This window comes from Bartonella henselae str. Houston-1 (genome assembly GCF_000046705.1).
Taxonomy (GTDB): domain Bacteria; phylum Pseudomonadota; class Alphaproteobacteria; order Rhizobiales; family Rhizobiaceae; genus Bartonella; species Bartonella henselae.
In genome coordinates this window covers 1,244,516-1,261,274 of the sequence record NC_005956.1, presented here as the reverse complement: position 1 = coordinate 1,261,274, position 16,759 = coordinate 1,244,516, and the positions used below count along the sequence as shown (strand labels likewise).

The 16,759-nt window shown below is 37.2% G+C and carries 13 protein-coding genes and 1 other RNA gene; 11 read left to right on the top strand and 3 right to left on the bottom strand.

All coding sequences use genetic code 11. The features are described 5' to 3' along the window. Window positions 1–402 precede the first annotated feature (402 nt). A complete protein-coding gene (locus AYT27_RS05820; protein WP_011180988.1) occupies window positions 403–942 on the bottom strand; it encodes a helix-turn-helix domain-containing protein in 540 nt (179 codons plus the stop codon). 361 nt (window positions 943–1,303) lie between these two features. Here AYT27_RS05820 and AYT27_RS05815 point away from each other — a divergent pair, with 361 nt between their 5' ends. Continuing rightward, window positions 1,304–2,362, top strand: a complete 1,059-nt coding sequence (locus AYT27_RS05815; protein ID WP_011180987.1) for a DUF475 domain-containing protein — start codon at window positions 1,304–1,306, stop codon at window positions 2,360–2,362. Between the two features lie 47 nt (window positions 2,363–2,409). On the opposite strand, the gene pncA is transcribed toward AYT27_RS05815, so the two are convergent. Together pncA and AYT27_RS05805 are read right to left on the bottom strand one after the other, a co-directional pair. After that, complete coding sequence (gene pncA, locus AYT27_RS05810; protein ID WP_011180986.1) at window positions 2,410–3,018, bottom strand: bifunctional nicotinamidase/pyrazinamidase; 609 nt, start codon at window positions 3,016–3,018, stop codon at window positions 2,410–2,412. A gap of 48 nt (window positions 3,019–3,066) precedes the next feature. Next, entirely contained in the window at window positions 3,067–3,597 is a 531-nt protein-coding gene (locus tag AYT27_RS05805; RefSeq protein WP_011180985.1) for a hypothetical protein, read from the bottom strand. 155 nt (window positions 3,598–3,752) lie between these two features. Between AYT27_RS05805 and ettA the strand changes: the two genes are divergently transcribed. The 10 genes from ettA (at window position 3,753) to AYT27_RS05750 (ending at window position 16,745) form a co-directional block, all read left to right on the top strand. Next, window positions 3,753–5,402, top strand: coding sequence for an energy-dependent translational throttle protein EttA (gene ettA / locus AYT27_RS05800; RefSeq protein ID WP_011180984.1), 1,650 nt, complete (start codon window positions 3,753–3,755; stop codon window positions 5,400–5,402). A 443-nt stretch (window positions 5,403–5,845) separates the two neighbouring features. Then, window positions 5,846–6,784, top strand: a complete 939-nt coding sequence (locus tag AYT27_RS05795; protein ID WP_011180983.1) for an ArsR/SmtB family transcription factor — start codon at window positions 5,846–5,848, stop codon at window positions 6,782–6,784. A 1,346-nt stretch (window positions 6,785–8,130) separates the two neighbouring features. Further along, window positions 8,131–8,505: a hypothetical protein gene (locus AYT27_RS05785; RefSeq protein ID WP_011180982.1), complete on the top strand. Its 375-nt coding sequence runs from the start codon at window positions 8,131–8,133 to the stop codon at window positions 8,503–8,505. Between the two features lie 930 nt (window positions 8,506–9,435). After that, on the top strand, window positions 9,436–9,945 hold the full coding sequence (locus AYT27_RS05780) for a lytic transglycosylase domain-containing protein (RefSeq protein ID WP_011180981.1): 510 nt from the start codon (window positions 9,436–9,438) through the stop codon (window positions 9,943–9,945). A 94-nt stretch (window positions 9,946–10,039) separates the two neighbouring features. Further along, an RNA gene (gene rnpB, locus AYT27_RS05775) (RNase P RNA component class A) lies at window positions 10,040–10,429 on the top strand. Between the two features lie 281 nt (window positions 10,430–10,710). After that, window positions 10,711–11,709, top strand: a complete 999-nt coding sequence (gene rsmH / locus AYT27_RS05770) for a 16S rRNA (cytosine(1402)-N(4))-methyltransferase RsmH (RefSeq protein ID WP_034448158.1) — start codon at window positions 10,711–10,713, stop codon at window positions 11,707–11,709. Continuing rightward, complete coding sequence (gene ftsL, locus AYT27_RS05765; protein WP_011180979.1) at window positions 11,706–12,110, top strand: cell division protein FtsL; 405 nt, start codon at window positions 11,706–11,708, stop codon at window positions 12,108–12,110. The genes rsmH and ftsL overlap by 4 nt, the downstream gene beginning before the upstream one ends. Further along, window positions 12,110–13,852, top strand: a complete 1,743-nt coding sequence (locus tag AYT27_RS05760) for a peptidoglycan D,D-transpeptidase FtsI family protein (RefSeq protein WP_011180978.1) — start codon at window positions 12,110–12,112, stop codon at window positions 13,850–13,852. The genes ftsL and AYT27_RS05760 overlap by 1 nt, the downstream gene beginning before the upstream one ends. Before the next feature lie 23 nt (window positions 13,853–13,875). Beyond that, window positions 13,876–15,327: a UDP-N-acetylmuramoyl-L-alanyl-D-glutamate--2,6-diaminopimelate ligase gene (locus AYT27_RS05755; RefSeq protein ID WP_011180977.1), complete on the top strand. Its 1,452-nt coding sequence runs from the start codon at window positions 13,876–13,878 to the stop codon at window positions 15,325–15,327. After that, window positions 15,324–16,745 (top strand): UDP-N-acetylmuramoylalanyl-D-glutamyl-2,6-diaminopimelate--D-alanyl-D-alanine ligase, encoded by a 1,422-nt coding sequence (locus AYT27_RS05750; protein ID WP_011180976.1) that lies wholly within the window; start codon window positions 15,324–15,326, stop codon window positions 16,743–16,745. The genes AYT27_RS05755 and AYT27_RS05750 overlap by 4 nt, the downstream gene beginning before the upstream one ends. The last annotated feature ends 14 nt before the right edge of the window (window positions 16,746–16,759 follow it).

Genomic DNA, 16,759 nt, shown 5'->3' with positions numbered 1-16,759 from the left:
AAAATAGTCGATAATTTACAGAATAAATATCTAACCCCTCTGACTATAAAAATTAAAGTATGTCTCTGCAGTAAGGAGTCAATATATTTTCTTTAATTTTTTTCTCAAACAAATAATTTCTATGAGAACTCTATTTTGTAACAAGAAAATATTTATTGTCAATAATGTTTAAATAGGTATTTGATACTAAAAAACATATTTATTTAAATTTAATAGCGCTTTATTCCTCTTTAGATTAGTAAAAAAATCTATTCACTGTTTCTATATTTAAATATTCAATTATTTTTACAACAAAAAAATAAATAAAATATCAAAATTAATCAGCATGGGAAAAACTATTCTTATTTTTTCTCATGCTGATAAAGTTTTTCTTTGTTTTGTTGTCTCTTTTATTATGAACGTTTATTGATTAGCGACAACTTCTTTTTGCGATATGCTTCGAATGAGTAAATCAATGAATAAGCTAAGGGCATAGGAATTAGCCATTTTTGCTTTCATATCGATCAGAGAGGTTGCAGCTTTGGGGGTGTATCTATTAGTTGAACCTTGTCTTGACAAATATTGTTGCAACTTCTCATAAGAGCTTTCGATTTTTTCTTGATTTAGTTTTTCACTACGATCGCTATTGGAAAGGATCTCTTCAAGTCCCTCAATTTTTTTTATAAAATAGTTCCAGTCAAAGTCACCTTTAGTATATTCAGTATCAAACATTTTCCCTTGTCCAGTTAAAAGCCAATTAATATTGACACCGTACAATGTGCGATATGTTTGTAAGACACTAAGATTGGGTTCCCTTTCTCCGCGCTCATAAAAAGCAATAGAGTTTTTTGTCATGCTAAAACTTTTAGCCAATGCTTCACGTGATGGATCCCCCAAAGCAAGACGTACATAACGTAAGCGTTTTCCAAATATAGTTTTTGATTCAGTTTCAGGACGTGCCACGAATTATCTCCCTCAGTAAATCATCATGGTACAATTTTTGCCCAATAAAGGCACAATATGTATTAATACATCATGATGTAATGTCAATATTTATAGCTTTCATTTTTTATATTTTTTAATTTTAATATATAAAAAGTTATTTTGATAGTGCATAAAAAATGATTTTTGACTTTTTATATTATTTAACATTTCTTTTCAGTTCCAATAAAAGATGTTTTTACTGATTTTTCTCTTGTTTTTTTGGAGGAAAATTCCACATAAATTCCCCATGGTATTTTATCTCTTTTTGCATTAAAAGATACAATCCTTCGATTTGCCTAGCAGATGAATTTAAAAAAATGAACTTTTAAGGAAATAGATCATGGTTCTAGTAGGCTATTTGGGATGGCCTTTTTTTTTCACAATTATTGGCGTTTTTTTAGGGGGGGCTATTGGTTGGTTTGAAACGGGAAGTGTTATTGGTTTTCTTAAATATTTTTTTATTTGCTGTGTTTTAGGCGTTTTAGAAATTTCTTTATCTTTTGATAATTCTATTATCAATGCACGTGTTCTTGAAAGAATGGATCCGCTTTGGCGCCGTCGTTTCCTGGTATGGGGCATTTTAATAGCGGTGTTTGGAATGCGGCTTGTTTTTCCGTTGTTGGTAGTTGCTATTGCTGTTGGCATTAATCCAATTGCTGCAGTAAAATTAGCAATATGGGAACCACATCACTATGCCGCAGTCTTAACAGATGTTCATCTGGCAATTGCGGCTTTTGGAGGTACTTTCCTCATGATGGTTGGTTTGAAATATTTTTTTGATCCTGAAAAAGAAGTACATTGGCTCGTTTTTATAGAGAGGCCAGCTCAAAAGCTTGGGGCGCTTGTTGGAATTGATATTGCAATCGTTTTGGTTTTGATATTATTCTTTTCAGGACAGGTCGTAACAGAAGATAAAATGGTTTTTTTACTTGCTTCTCTTTATGGACTTTTGATATTTATAGCTGTCGAAGCGGTCAGTTCACTCTTGGATGCTCCAAAAACAGCTTTAACTACGGTTGCCAAGGGGGGGGCAGGCGCGTTTTTTTATCTAGAAATTTTAGATGCTAGTTTTTCTTTTGATGGTGTGGTTGGTGCTTTTGCCTTTTCCCATAACCTTTTTATTATCGCAATTGGTCTCAGTATAGGTGCATTTTACGTTCGTTCTATGACGATTATGTTGGTTGAATCGGGGATATTGTTGCATTATCGTTATTTGGAACATGGGGCTTTTTATGCAATTTTAGTTCTCGCAGTGATTATGTATCTGCAAACTCTTCTATCGATTCCTGAAGTCTTAACAGGGCTGGTAGGGGTTTGTATTATTGGAATGGCATTTTATTCTTCTCTTCGCTTTAAGCGCCATCATCTCAATAAACAGGGTGTGTCTAAATCTGAGTAAATTGAAAATTTTTCATACGTTGCAAGAACAGGACGAAATAAGGTACTTTAGGAGGCCATTAGGAGTTCTATGCCAGCTTCGTTCATGGTTTTTAGCATTGTGTTCAGTGATCCATTTACATCAATACCAGCACAGGCATTTAATGAAACACTCACTTTAAAACCGCATTGTATGGCGTGAAGTGCAGAGAAACTAACACAAAAATCCGTTGCTAAGCCGCACATAGCGAGCTTTGTAAAACCATGTTCTTTCAGATAAACTTGTAAGCCTGTTGGTGTTTTTTGATCATTTTCAAAAAAGGCGGAATAACTATCAATTTTTTGATTATAGCCTTTTCTGAGGATGAGTTGTGCTTTATCAACTTTAAGAGAGGTATGAAAGTCTGCTCCTTTTGTTCCTTGTACGCAATGATCTGGCCACAGTATTTGCGGACCATAGTCAAGATTAACGCTATCATAAGGCTTTTTATCAGGGTAGGAAGAGGCGAAGCTGCAATGGTTTTTAGGGTGCCAGTCTTGGGTTAAAATAACATGATCAAAATGCTCTATGAGATTATTGACAGCCGGTAAAATGATATCACTTTGTGGTACTGCCAATGCTCCACCTGGTAAAAAGTCATTTTGAATATCAATAACAATTAAAGCTTTTTTTTCCATAAACACATTCCTGTAGGAGGTTTACTTTTGTGATACCCTTTACAAAGACTATATTTCGTCTTGAAGTTTTGAGATAATTTGGTGGATGTTGGTATTATAATTATCAAGATAAAAAAAGGGAGTAGATAAGTTTTTACAATTCTTTTTATAGTTTTTTACCAATTGCAACCACCTACCAATGGGCAGAGCACTGTATTCACTCATCGCTACATATTGGTGGAGAGCTTTCATGATTATCAGGCTTGGGACGTCAGATCCTAGAAAACGGCGTTCATTTTGTAAACGTAATTTGAGCCACATCAAAGCAAAGGGTGAAGTCCATTGTCTTCCGTGACATAAAATTGATGAAAAAAGAGTAGGATTTTTTACTGCGAAATGTAAAGCCCATAAAGCGAAAAAAGAGGGGGCATAGAGAATAGGTTTTCTCTGTAGTATCCTATTGCATTGATAGGTTGGCTTAATACGATAAAAACACACTGTTGTATTCGCTATGGAAAAGAGAGGTGATGTTTGATAACAGGTTTCGGGTACAGCTAAAAAGAGCTGTTTTTTGCTTTTATAAGGGCTGTTTTTTTGCATTTAAAACCTTAGGAGGGCTTGTGAGATTAGAAAAAATATATCAATATAAAGTAGAAAGCTTTTAATGCAACGCAAGCTTTATCTTTTGCAGAGTTTAAGAAAAGCAATTTTTTCAAAATCCTAACCTCTCAACACGCAATATTAAAGAGAAATTTATGGCACGTCAATTTATCTATCATATGGCTGGGCTTAGTAAGACTTACGGCAATAAGAAAATTTTGGAAAATATTCATCTCTCTTTTTATCCAGATGCAAAAATCGGTATTTTGGGACCGAATGGTGCAGGTAAATCAACCATTTTACGTATTATGGCTGGGATAGATAAGGAGTATACCGGAGAAGCATGGCTTTCTGAAGGGGTGCGTTGTGGCTACCTTCCGCAAGAGCCATTTCTTGATGCAAGTAAAGATGTGCGTGATAATGTGATGGAAGGTGTGGCCGATAAGCAGGCAATTGTCGAGCGTTATAATGAATTAATGATGAATTACAGTGAAGAAACGGCTGATGAAAGTGCCAGGCTGCAAGATATCATCGACGGTCAAAATCTTTGGGATTTAGAAAGTCAAGTAGAAATGGCTATGGCTGCTCTTGGTTGTCCACCAGCAAATGGGGATGTGACAAAGCTTTCAGGAGGTGAGAGGCGGCGTGTTGCACTTTGTAAATTACTTTTGTCAAAACCGGATTTATTACTTTTGGATGAACCAACAAATCATTTAGATGCTGAAACTACAGCTTGGCTTGAAAGGTATCTGCGTGAATATTCCGGCGCGGTACTTTTGGTGACGCATGACCGTTATTTTCTCGACAATGTAACGGGTTGGATTTTAGAATTAGATCGCGGTAAAGGTATCCCTTATGAGGGGAATTATTCTGCTTATTTGGCGGCTAAAGCCAAACGTTTAGCGCAGGAAGGACGTGAAGAGGCTGCTCGTCAACGTGCGTTATCACGCGAACAAGAATGGATAGCTTCTAGCCCAAAGGGACGGCAAGCAAAGTCCAAAGCACGAATTAAAGCCTATGATGAGTTGGTTCAAGCTTCACGTGAACGCCGTCCTGGGGAAGCACAAATTATTATTCCTATTGGCGAAAGATTGGGGCAGGTTGTCATTGAAGTTGATAATCTCTCTAAAGCATATGGAGAACGTGTCTTGATTGATGATCTTTCTTTTAAGCTTCCTGCTGGCGGAATTGTTGGAGTCATTGGTGCCAATGGTATGGGAAAATCTACCTTGTTTAAAATGTTGACGGGGCAGGAACAGCCAGATTCAGGTCAAATCCGTATCGGGGAAACAGCTCACATGAGTTATGTCGATCAGAGTCGCGATTCATTGGTTGGTGATAAAACCGTTTGGGAGGAAATTTCTGGCGGTAATGACGTCATTAAATTAGGTAAATATGAGATGAACAGTCGCGCTTATTGCGGGGCGTTTAATTTTAAGGGTGCAGATCAGCAGCAGAAAGTAGCAAATTTATCAGGAGGTCAGCGTAATCGCGTGCATTTGGCTAAGCTTTTAAAAGAGGGAGGAAATGTTCTTCTTCTTGATGAACCGACAAATGATCTTGATACTGAAACGTTGGGTGCATTAGAAGATGCACTGGAGAATTTCGCTGGTTGCGCAGTTATCATATCGCATGATCGTATGTTTCTTGATCGGTTGGCAACCCATATTTTAGCGTTTGAAGGCGATGGTCATGTGGAATGGTTTGAAGGTAATTTTGCCGAATATGAGGCTGATAAAGTTCGTCGTTTCGGTGCAGATTCTCTTAATCTTAAGCGTGTGAATTATAAGCCGCTGACACGCTAACATTGCTTGTTTTATTTGATTTTGATTGAAAAAATGCTGATGGTGGCTGATATTTCTTTGTTTTTCGAAAGAGAGTGTGAGTTGCCATAGCGTGAGGTTTTCTTTCGTCGCATCTAAAAGAGAGATGCAGTGTAAAATTCTGATTATATCCTTACAGAATATGTTATCGTGTTTGATATGCTGATAACGTAGAAGGATGTTTATTCCTCATCAAGTTATAATGGAGACTTGTAAGTTTTCATATATAATTTTTCCGATTACAATACCAGTTTATTCATTTCCATCGGCGGGAATAGCGAGGAGGGGGATTGCTAGTTTTTTTAGCAATTGTTTGTTTTTCATTATTGTCAAAAAAATATGAACATAAATGATGCAACTCTATGCCTTCTGCTTAATTTTCTATTCATAGGAATAAATGCTTATCTGAGCAGTAAGGAATATTCATGAAAGAGATAATAAACTTAGATGAAATGATTATGTTGTTGAAAACGATAGCAGAATCAAGTCGTTTGCGCCTTCTTGCACTTTTGTACCATGAAGATTTAACGGTATCAGACTTTACACTTGTCCTTGGGCAATCGCAATCGCATGTATTACAGCATTTACATTTATTGTATGAAGCACAATTGGTTGAGCGTTATCAAAAAGGCAGATCGATTTATTTTAAGCTTTATTATGGTCGTTTGGGTAAAGATATTGTGATGGCTGTCGTTTCAGCTTTGTTAGAGCATAATAGGGTGATCGCCCACGATTTAGCACGTTTGAAGGATATAAAAAAACAGTACCGAAAACAAGAGAAAAAGTATTTTTTACAAAATGTGGTGCAGTGGGATACGTTACGGTTGTTCTCTATTGCAGACCTTGGTGTAGAAAACGCTTTACGCGAAATTGTTGGCGATAAACCATTTGAGACAATGCTGGATATTAGTAGAGATACAGGTTCTGTTTTAAAATTGTTTTCAGGTCTTTATACGTATGCCGTTGAAGTTGTCCTCGATAGTGATATTTTACATTTATCTGTTGAGAATACAACTTTTGATTTAGTCATTCTTCATTGGGTTTTATATTTTCTTGAGAGTCCCGAAGTGGCTCTTCATGAGATTGCAGGTGTTTTGCGTCCTCATGGGCGTTTGCTGATTGTGGATTTTGTTCGTCATGAAGTTGAGTCTTCACATTCTTATCTCTCTCATATGCCTTTTGGATTTTCAGATTTACAAATAGAACAATGGCTTAAAAATGTTGGGCTTATTCTAGAGAAAATAATTTGCTTTCCTCCTTTGCAAAATGAAAACAATGAGAGGCTAATGGTTAAGATTTGGCTTGCTCGTGACCCACGTTTACTGGTTGATGATATAAAAGATAAAAAAGTGGAGTTTGCATAATCATGTTGGTTAATGTGCTTTATTTTTTGATTTTTAAAAGTACAAAGAGAGAATTTTAATAAATCGTTGCAGTGTTGTTGTTTTTTATCTTGCATTTTATTTTTGTGCATGAGAGGTGCGTTGGTACCTTAATATTGAGGTCTATATAACAAGGGATTCTTATAAAAGCAAAGACGGTTAAAGACTGCTATTTACTGCTTTTTGAAACAGCATGTGTTAAATTGGTCGAGATATTGATTTATAATGGGTAGTTCATTGTTTTGTATTTTTAAAGCAAGTACGTGAATAGGCAGTATAATAATATGTTGTTCTTCATGAAGGGATAATTTCATTAAAGAATGCGAAAAGTAAAAAATAGATACTGTGTAATTTCTCTAAAGATAATATGGTAGAGTAATTGGGAATACAAAAGTTTGCACTTTTATCATTTTGCAGCATATTCTAAGCAAGAGAGACGGCGAGGAAATGTCTGTAATGATCATTATTGATCATTATCTGTTATGGTAATGCGTTGGAATTTGTAGTTGGTAATAAAAGAGTTTGTCGTCAACTTGAGTGATGATTATGAATGATTTGAAATAAATATGTTCTAAGCTTTGAATTGTTTGTGAAAATTTATTTATTCAAGTTCACAATTGATCTTGTTAGCACAGGGACAATTTTACAATATTTTTTTATGATGATTCTTAAAAAAATGGCATGAAAATAAGGAAGATTTTCTCTTTATTATCTTATTTACACTGTGCTCGTTTATCATTTTGAGTGGAATAATTTATATTCCCGTTACGCCTATGTTTTTAATTTTTTGTACAATTTTAAGGGGTTAAAAGATCTACGCCTTGAGTTTTGTGATAATAGTTGTTGAATAGCTGATACTTGGTTTTATGTGTTTTGTTCTCCATAGTAGGGAAGTTTATACAACTTAAATTTTTTACGGACACAGGATTTTGAGGAAAAATTATTATTAAAATGATGATGGTCATAGATTCTATTAATAACCTTTGATATAAAATTGCTCCAAATTGGATCATTTTGAGTGTTTTTTGCCTAAAATTTTCCATTTTTAGACGGTTTATAATTTTTTTATATTTTTTTGTATGAAAGATAAGAAGAATTTCTTGTTGTTTAGAGCATTTTGTTCCATAGCAAAGATATTGCATCGCCTATTATTGGTTGATGCGAGAGGACGATCGGGGAACCTCCTCCCCCCCCCCGCGTGGATCCCTTAGATTGTCTGGCCTGGCTGAGGAATTCCTCAGTCAGGCGTTTGGAGGGATAATGTTAAAATTTGATTGACAGTGCGTGCGAAAATATGTGTGGCAGTTTGTGGTATATAGGTAGAAGTAATGGAGCCGTTCAGGCATAGGGTTGTTATTATTGTATTTGCTTTTTTATTTTTTGCAGCAATTTTTTTTGTTTCTCGGAATCCTTCTGTTTATCGGTTTTTATTTAATCGATCTTTTTCTTCTAACCAAGTTAGTGTTACAGGAGGAATGCTTATAGAAAGATTGGAAGTTTTTTTTCCAGGTCTTATCAGGGAACTTTCTAAATTGAATCCTCAACAACAAAAGCAATTTATTGAGCGAGTCCGTTGTGATATAGTTACTGCTGCTTCTGCGAATGGTAAAAGTATTGAGCAAGCCTGCCAACTGGGTGAGATAGTTGCTATGGTTTTATCGAGAGCTATTTCCCGGGGTACTGTTTCTGATGCTTATTTTTAGTCATTTTTGTAAGAAATTATGTAGTTTGTGGTTGATCTTATAAGGCTTTTCGCGCTTTTCATGGAGTTTTCAAAAGCCTACAGGAAACGTATAATACCCATTTTTTTGATATCATAGAGCGATAGAGAATGGTAAAGGCTTGAGATTCCTTTTTTGCGGATTTTAGATTTTTATTCCTTTTGTGATTTCTAAAGATTGAGTGCGGGGTTTGGCAAGTTTGATAAAATCATAGTATGCAAAAAATATTTGCACGGGGATAAGTGATATCAATTTCTATTGATGCAGCTTTGAGATTATTTTTACAGTGCCTTATAGGGTTTTTCAAAAAAACAGATGGAAATAATTACTAAACTTTGCTATACGGCCGGAAACCGATCTGTTTGTACCTGTTTATGAACTTCCTCTACATGATGATTGGTTTTGCTGGGTGATTTGTTTGGCGTAGGATTTTTTGCAGCCAGTGTTTATCAGCCATAGGGGATAGTTGATAATGGTTTTTATTCCTGGAGGTATTCTGCGGTATTGAGGGCGTTATGAGAAGTTATTCCAGTTTATGGTGCTTTTTATGATTATGGAGTTGACCTCAATGAGGGCTTAATGATTGTATGTGAAAAATGGTAGAGGTATTTTTAATACTGTTTTTATCTGCACAAAGTTAGGTGTATGATAGATCTTTCAATAGGTAATAGAGTATATTATTTTTTAGCACATTAAAGCTTATGTTATAGTTTCTTTAATTTTTAGTATCCTATGAAATACAGAAATATATAATTCGTTTATTGAATGATTTTCTTCCAATACTAAAATTTATCTTGAAATTGTCTTAATATTTTCATTTTCAAGCCGCTCTTTCGTTTTTTTTCTATGTACAATGCGCCCACCAAGCCGTTGCAGCTAGGATTTAAGAATGTCTTAATGAAGAGAAAGAAAATGCAATTTTTGAAAATTCTTTTAAGTGCAGTATTTGCTATATCTTTTGTGTTTGATATAAGTTTGGCTCATACCGTGTTAAATGTTGCAGGGTCAAGTGAAGGCTCAGAGATTATTGCTTCTAAGATTCCTGTTCGTCCTTATGAGTTTCTTATTCAGAAATTTGCGAATAAGTACAATGTTCCTGTTAATTTGGCACATGCTGTTGTAAGAGTTGAAAGTGATTATAAGGCCTTTATAAAAGGGGCGGCTGGTGAAATAGGTTTGATGCAAATTAAACCTTCTACGGCACGAGGATTGGGTTTTAAGGGATCAGTGCAAGATCTGTATGATCCTGCGACTAATCTTGAATATGGTATGCGTTATTTGGCGCGGGCATATAAACTAAGTGCTGGTGATACGTGTGGCACAATCCTTAAATATAATGCAGGTCATGCTGCAAAAAAAATGAATTCCATTTCAGAAAAATATTGCTCAAAAGTAAAAACTTATCTGGCTTCTTTAAAATGAAGATGTACCATTAAAAGCAATGTTTTTTTTCAGATTTGTAAAATATATTGCAGGACTCTTTTCACTTGACCAAAAATGTTTTATAAATAAAGTATCAGTCGGCTGGGCAGCCGCGCTTGTCAATGCCTAAAGGTGGCAGGTGAGGAAAGTCCGGGCTCCATGGAAAAACGGTGCCGGGTAACACCCGGCGGGGGCGACCCTAGGGAAAGTGCCACAGAAAGTAAACCGCCTATTTTTATAGGTAAGGGTGAAAGGGTGGGGTAAGAGCCCACCGCACATTCAGTAATGAATGTGGCAAGGTAAACCCCACCGGGAGCAAGACCAAATAGAAATGACGCGCAAGGCTTAACTTGCAGCCGGTTTCCGGGCGAGTCATTCGGGTAGGTTGCAAGAGGCGGATGGTAACATCCGTCCCAGATGAATGGTTGCCATGTAAAGTGTACACTTTACCATACAGAACCCGGCTTACAGGCCGACTGATTTTTATGATTGATGCTTATTTTATCATTGACATTGTATACAATTGGTGTTTCGTAGGAGTTTTTTCTATGGAGTGTATGTTTTTTAAAGTTTACACTCAAACAAAGCCTGTTTTTTAAATTATAACATTTCTTTAAGTATAGTGTGTTAGGATGTGTATCCGGTTAACTTTAGCTTCATTTCCTTTCATTATTATACAGAGGAAAGTTGAAGTTTTAGTGATCCTGACATGAGTTGCCATTGATGGCTATTGATTTAAAAAAGCATAAATCAAGACGGATTATTTTGACAAAACAGGGTAAGAGAACTGAGCGCCATATTCCAGTGTTGTTACAGCCAGTTTTAGCTGGGCTTATACCATTGGTTGGGGCAAAAGTGATTGATGGCACCTTTGGTGCTGGTGGTTATACACGTGCTTTGTTAAATGCGGGTGCACAGGTTATTGCTCTTGATCGTGATCCTCACGCTATTCGTGAAGGACAATCGCTTGTTGATGAATTTTTTCCACGACTTCGTTTGGTGCAAGGGAATTTTTCACAGTTGGATTGTGTGGTTGAAGAGAAGGTAGATGCCGTTATTTTGGATATTGGTGTCTCTTCAATGCAGCTTGATGAAGCTGAAAGAGGATTTTCTTTTCAAAAAGATGGTCCATTAGATATGCGAATGGCTCAGACTGGTTTTACTGCTGCTGATGTTGTGAATCGTTTAAAAAGTGATGAGTTAGCGCGAATCTTTAAAATATTAGGAGAAGAACGCTATGCAAGGCGAATTGCACGGATGATTGAAAAGCGCCGCTGTGTTCAACCGTTTTTGCGTACAGGTGATCTTGCTCATGCCATTGAGGTGTTGGTGGGGCGTAAAAGCGGAGAGCGCATTCATCCTGCAACGCGTGTATTTCAGGCTCTTCGCATTTATGTGAACGATGAAATTGGTGAACTTGCGCGTGGCTTATTTGCTGCTGAACGCGTTTTGAAACCAGGAGGTCGTTTGGGCGTCGTGAGTTTTCATTCTCTTGAAGATCGTATGGTTAAAAGATTTTTTTCTGCTCGTTCAGGAGAAAGTGTGAGATCTCGCTATCTTCCTGAAATAGAGATGGCTCCAGCAACATTTTTTCCTTTATTTAAAGGGGGGATAACTGCAAATAAAGAGGAGTTGGAGCGAAATCCTCGTTCACGTTCTGCGAGGTTGCGTATTGGTGTACGTACTGAGGCTGAGTGTCTTTTTGCAGATATGAAATTGTTTGGGTTAGCAAAGATTGCCAGTTTTGAAGGTGGCAAGAAATGACAGTTTTTCGTACATTTGATATGATTTTAGTCATGATTATGATTTGTATGGCAGGTCTTACTTATAAAGTCAAATATGATGTCCAAAAACGAATGAGTGAAGTTCGTCGTCTTGAACAAAAAATTGCTGCAGAAAAAAATACGGTGAGTCTGCTTCATGCTGAGTGGGCTGTAATGATAGAGCCTTCACGCATGCAAAAACTTGCAAAACGTTATCAAAAGGAGCTTGGTTTAGAGAGTATCCAGCCTCGCCAAGTTGTAGAGTTTGAGAGTATTCCAGTACGTGTACATGATCAAATTGAAGAAGTGATTAAACAAAATCTTTTGGAGGAAGGGAAAGATATTTTAGCAAATAATCGTACTTCTCAGGCGAATGGCGTTGTTCGAAAAGGTGTGCGGTGATGAAATCATACTTTCTCTTTTCGCAGAAAAGAAAGCGCTTAAAAAAACAGTTCAATATTGATAATTTTCCTGTTCGTCGCTCATATTCTTCTCGTCGACGCTTATTTTTTTCTTCTTTCTGTTTTCTCATTTTATATGGTGTTATGGGGGCTTGTCTTATTTCTTATGGGTTTGAAGGGGGACAGATTGAAGAAGCAAAAGGACCACGAGTCCTTCAATTGACTGCACGGCCTGATATTCTTGATCGTAATGGTCGTTTATTGGCAACAGATATTAAGACCTATTCGCTTTTTGCTGAACCACGACGTATTATTGATGTCGATGAAACAATAGAATTGCTCTCAACAGTTTTGCCCGATCTCAATTGGCAGGAAACTTATAAACGTCTTAAAAAAAAGTCCAGTTTTTCTTGGATTCAGCGTGGGTTAACGCCACTACAGAAAGCGCAAATTATGGCTCTTGGTATTCCAGGAATTGGTTTTCGTACCGAAATTCGTCGTTTTTATCCCAGTGGACCTGTACTTTCACATATTCTCGGCATGGTTAATGTTGATAATCAGGGAATAGCGGGTATGGAAAAATATATCGATGATGCTGGCTTGAGTGATTTGCGTGCTGCTGGTCTTGCAACGGAAGATTCTTTAAAGCCAGTTCAACTTTCGATTGATGTGCGTGTTCAGACAATTGTCCATGATGAACTTATGAAGGCAATGAAGCGTTATAAGGCGATTGCTGCAGGAGCTGTTATTTTAAATATCCACACAAGTGAAGTTTTGGCTTTGGCATCACTACCAGATTTTGATCCTGGAAATCCTGTTGATGCTTTGAAAAGTGATCGTCTCAATCGGATGACAGCTGGAACTTTTGAAATGGGATCTATCATTAAAAGTTTTACGACCGCGATGGCCCTTGATTCAGATATATTCCATTTAAACAGTATCATTGATGCTTCAAAACCTCTGCAAGCAAGTAGAGGTTTTACTATTCATGATTTTCATGGGAAAAATCGTCCCTTAACGTTATGGGAGGTTTTTATTTATTCTTCTAACATTGGTTCTGCTAAGGAGGCAATGGCGATAGGGATTGATGGACATCGTGCTTTTTTGAAACGACTTGGTTTACTTGATCGAATGACAACAGAATTGCCTGAAGTTGCCCATCCTCTTGTGCCAAATCATTGGAAGGACATCCATTCTATGACAATTTCTTTTGGACATGGTATGGCAACAACGCCCTTGCAAACAGCAGTAGCTGCTGCCGCTTTAATGAATGGTGGTTGGTTAATTGCTCCTACGTTTTTAAAACGCACAAGAGATCAAGCTTTGCAACATGCAAAACAAGTTTTGCAGGCTAAAACGAGTCAAAATATGCGTTATCTTTATAAATTAAATAGTGATATTGGTTCTGGGCGTAATGCAAAAGTAGAAGGTTATCGCGTTGGTGGTAAGACAGGAACAGCCGAAAAAGTTGAAAATGGAAAATATTCTAAAACAAAAAATTTCAATAGTTTTCTCGCTGCTTTTCCCATTGAAGATCCTGATTATGTTGTTTTAACAATTATCGATGAACCTCAGCCTGAAGATGGAAAGTATTCAGCAACAGCAGCAATGAATGCAGGGCCGATACTTGCTAATATTATTCGCCGTTCAGCGAATTTTCTTGGAATAAAACCAGATTTTCAGAAAGAATATGAGCCTATTTTAACCACAGAGAACAGTTTAAGTTTTGTTAAAAAACGGTGAAATTCATATAAAGGTGTGTTGTCATGTTGTTTGGAACAATTTTTACAGAATGTCTTGAAGATGAGAATCTTTCTTCAATGGAAATAACAGGAATCAGTGCAGATTCTCGGCAAATCTTGCCAGGCTATATTTTTGTAGCTCTTCAAGGTCATCAAGACGATGGGAAACACTATATCAATGATGCACTAAAACGTGGTGCACAAGCAATCGTTACAGATTGTAATGTTGTTTTGGAGAATTTATCTGTTCCCCTTTTGCGTGTTTTGGATGCTCGTCATAGCTTAGCGGTAGCAGCTGCTCGTTTTTATGGTTCTCAACCTGAAACTGTCGTTGCTGTGACTGGGACAAGTGGAAAAACATCAGTTGTCTCTTTTCTTCGGCAAATTTGGACAAAGGTTGGATTATGTGCTGCGAGTATAGGAACGCTAGGTGTTGTTTCTCCTAAACGAAATGATTATGGTTCTCTTACAACACCTGACCCGGTCTTCTTGCAGCGTCTTCTTTCTGAAATTGCTAATGAAGGTGTTACACATGCAGCTCTTGAAGCATCTTCGCATGGGCTTGATCAGTGCCGACTTGACGGAGTACGTCTTACTGCTGCTGCCTTTACCAATTTAGGACGTGATCATATGGATTATCACACCAGCGTAGAGGATTATTTGCGTGCTAAAATGAGGTTATTTGATACACTTTTACCTCGAGATGCTTCTGCTTTGATTTTTGCGGATGATATTTATTCGCAAAAGGTTATTGATACCCTCACACAAGCACGTCGTCATGTTTTAACAATTGGGCGTAAAGGGCAATTTATCACTATTAATCGTATTGAACATCAACGTTCGAAACAGTGTGTTGAATGTCGTTTGGAAAACAATATCTACACATTTAATTTACCTTTAGCGGGAGATTTTCAAGTGAATAATGCACTTATGGCGGCGGGACTTGCGATTTCAACAGGTATATCACCTGATAAGGTATTTCGTTCTCTTGAAACTTTGCAGGGAGCACCTGGTCGTTTAGAGTTGGTTGGAAAGACAGAAAATAATGCTTCTGTTTATATTGATTATGCACATAAACCGGAAGCTTTGGAACAAGTGCTGCTTTCTGTTCGTCCCTTCACGCAAGGGCGTTTAATCCTTGTTTTTGGTTGTGGAGGTGATCGCGATCAAGGAAAAAGACCTTTAATGGGAAAAATTGCAGAAAATAAAGCTGATATTGTTATTATAACGGATGATAACCCTCGCACGGAAATGCCAGCGAAAATACGCAAGGATATTTTACAAGCAGCGCCAAAAGCCATCGAAATAGCAGATCGTGGTGAAGCTATTACTTATGCAGTTGGGCTTTTAAAAGCAGGGGATACATTAATCATTGCTGGAAAAGGTCATGAGAATGGTCAAATTATAGGGCAAAAAACATATCCTTTTTCAGATCGTTTGAAAGCGATTGAAGCTTTACAGGAACGGATTAGATGAAAGCTTTATGGGATAAACAAGCACTTATTACAGCAATTGATGGTTATGCAATTGGGGAAATACCGGAAACTTTTTCCGGTATTTCTATTGATAGTCGTACTCTTATAGAAGGCGATATTTTTTTCTGTATCAAAGGACATCATCTTGATGGTCATGATTTTGCGGTGCAAGCTTATGAACGAGGTGCAGCTGTTCTTATTGTTGCGGAAAACCGTTTAGCTGATATGGAAAAAATATCCGCTCCACTTATTGTCGTTTCTGATGTTTTACAAGCTTTAGAAAAACTTGCACAAGCCGCACGCAAGCGCTCAAAGGCTAAAATTATAGCGGTAACAGGATCGGTGGGAAAAACAACGACAAAAGAAGTTCTAAAACAAGTGCTGGCAACTGTTGGGAAGGTTCACGCGAATTCTGCTTCTTTGAATAATCACTGGGGAGTGCCGCTTACCTTGGCGCGAATGCCTGTGGAGAGTAATTATGGTGTCTTTGAAATTGGTATGAATCATAAAGATGAAATTCGCCCTTTGGTTAAGTTGGTCCATCCACATGTTGTTCTCATTACGCATATTTCTGCAGCACATATGGGTTTCTTCAAAAATCTTGAGGAAATAGCAGACGCAAAAGCTGAAATTTTTGAGGGACTGGATGAGGAGGGTATTGCTGTTTTAAATGCGGATGATGATTTTTTTCCTTATTTAGTTCAAAAAGCAAAACAATGTAGTGTGAAAAGGATCTTAAGCTTTGGTGAGACTAAAAATTCCGATTATCAGGCGAAAGATATACGTCTTTTAACAGATTATTCCTCTATGATTGTTAGTATTTCTGGGCAGGATAGGGCAATGAAAATTGGTGCTCCTGGACGACATATTATACAAAATAGTTTGGCTGTTATTGCTGCTTGTGATGCCATTGGTGTTGATTTAGAACCTGTTTTGCTCTCTTTGAGCTATTTTTCTCCTCAAAAGGGGCGCGGTGTTCGTTATCGATTGTCTTTACCAAGTGGAGGCGAATTTTATTTAATTGATGAAAGCTATAATGCAAATCCTGCATCTATGCGTGCGGCTCTTGATCTGCTTGCTATAGGGCCAGTCGGTGTGGAGGGAAGGCGAATTGCTATTTTGGGTGATATGCTGGAATTGGGGGCTTATAGTGAAAAACTCCATCGTGACTTAGTAAAGCCAGTATATCTCTCTGGTGCTAATCCCGTTTTTTTATTTGGTGAGGCAATGAAGTTTTTAGCCACTGATTTGGCTGCATACGTTAAGGTTCATTATGCTGAAAATATTGAAAAAATTTTACCACTTATTTTGGCAGAAATTTCCAATGGGGATCTCCTTATGATTAAATCATCCCATAGTCTTTATTCATCAGATATTGTGAGTGCATTGCTTGATCGCTATAAAGTGGTTTCTCTGTAATTTTAATGGTTTTT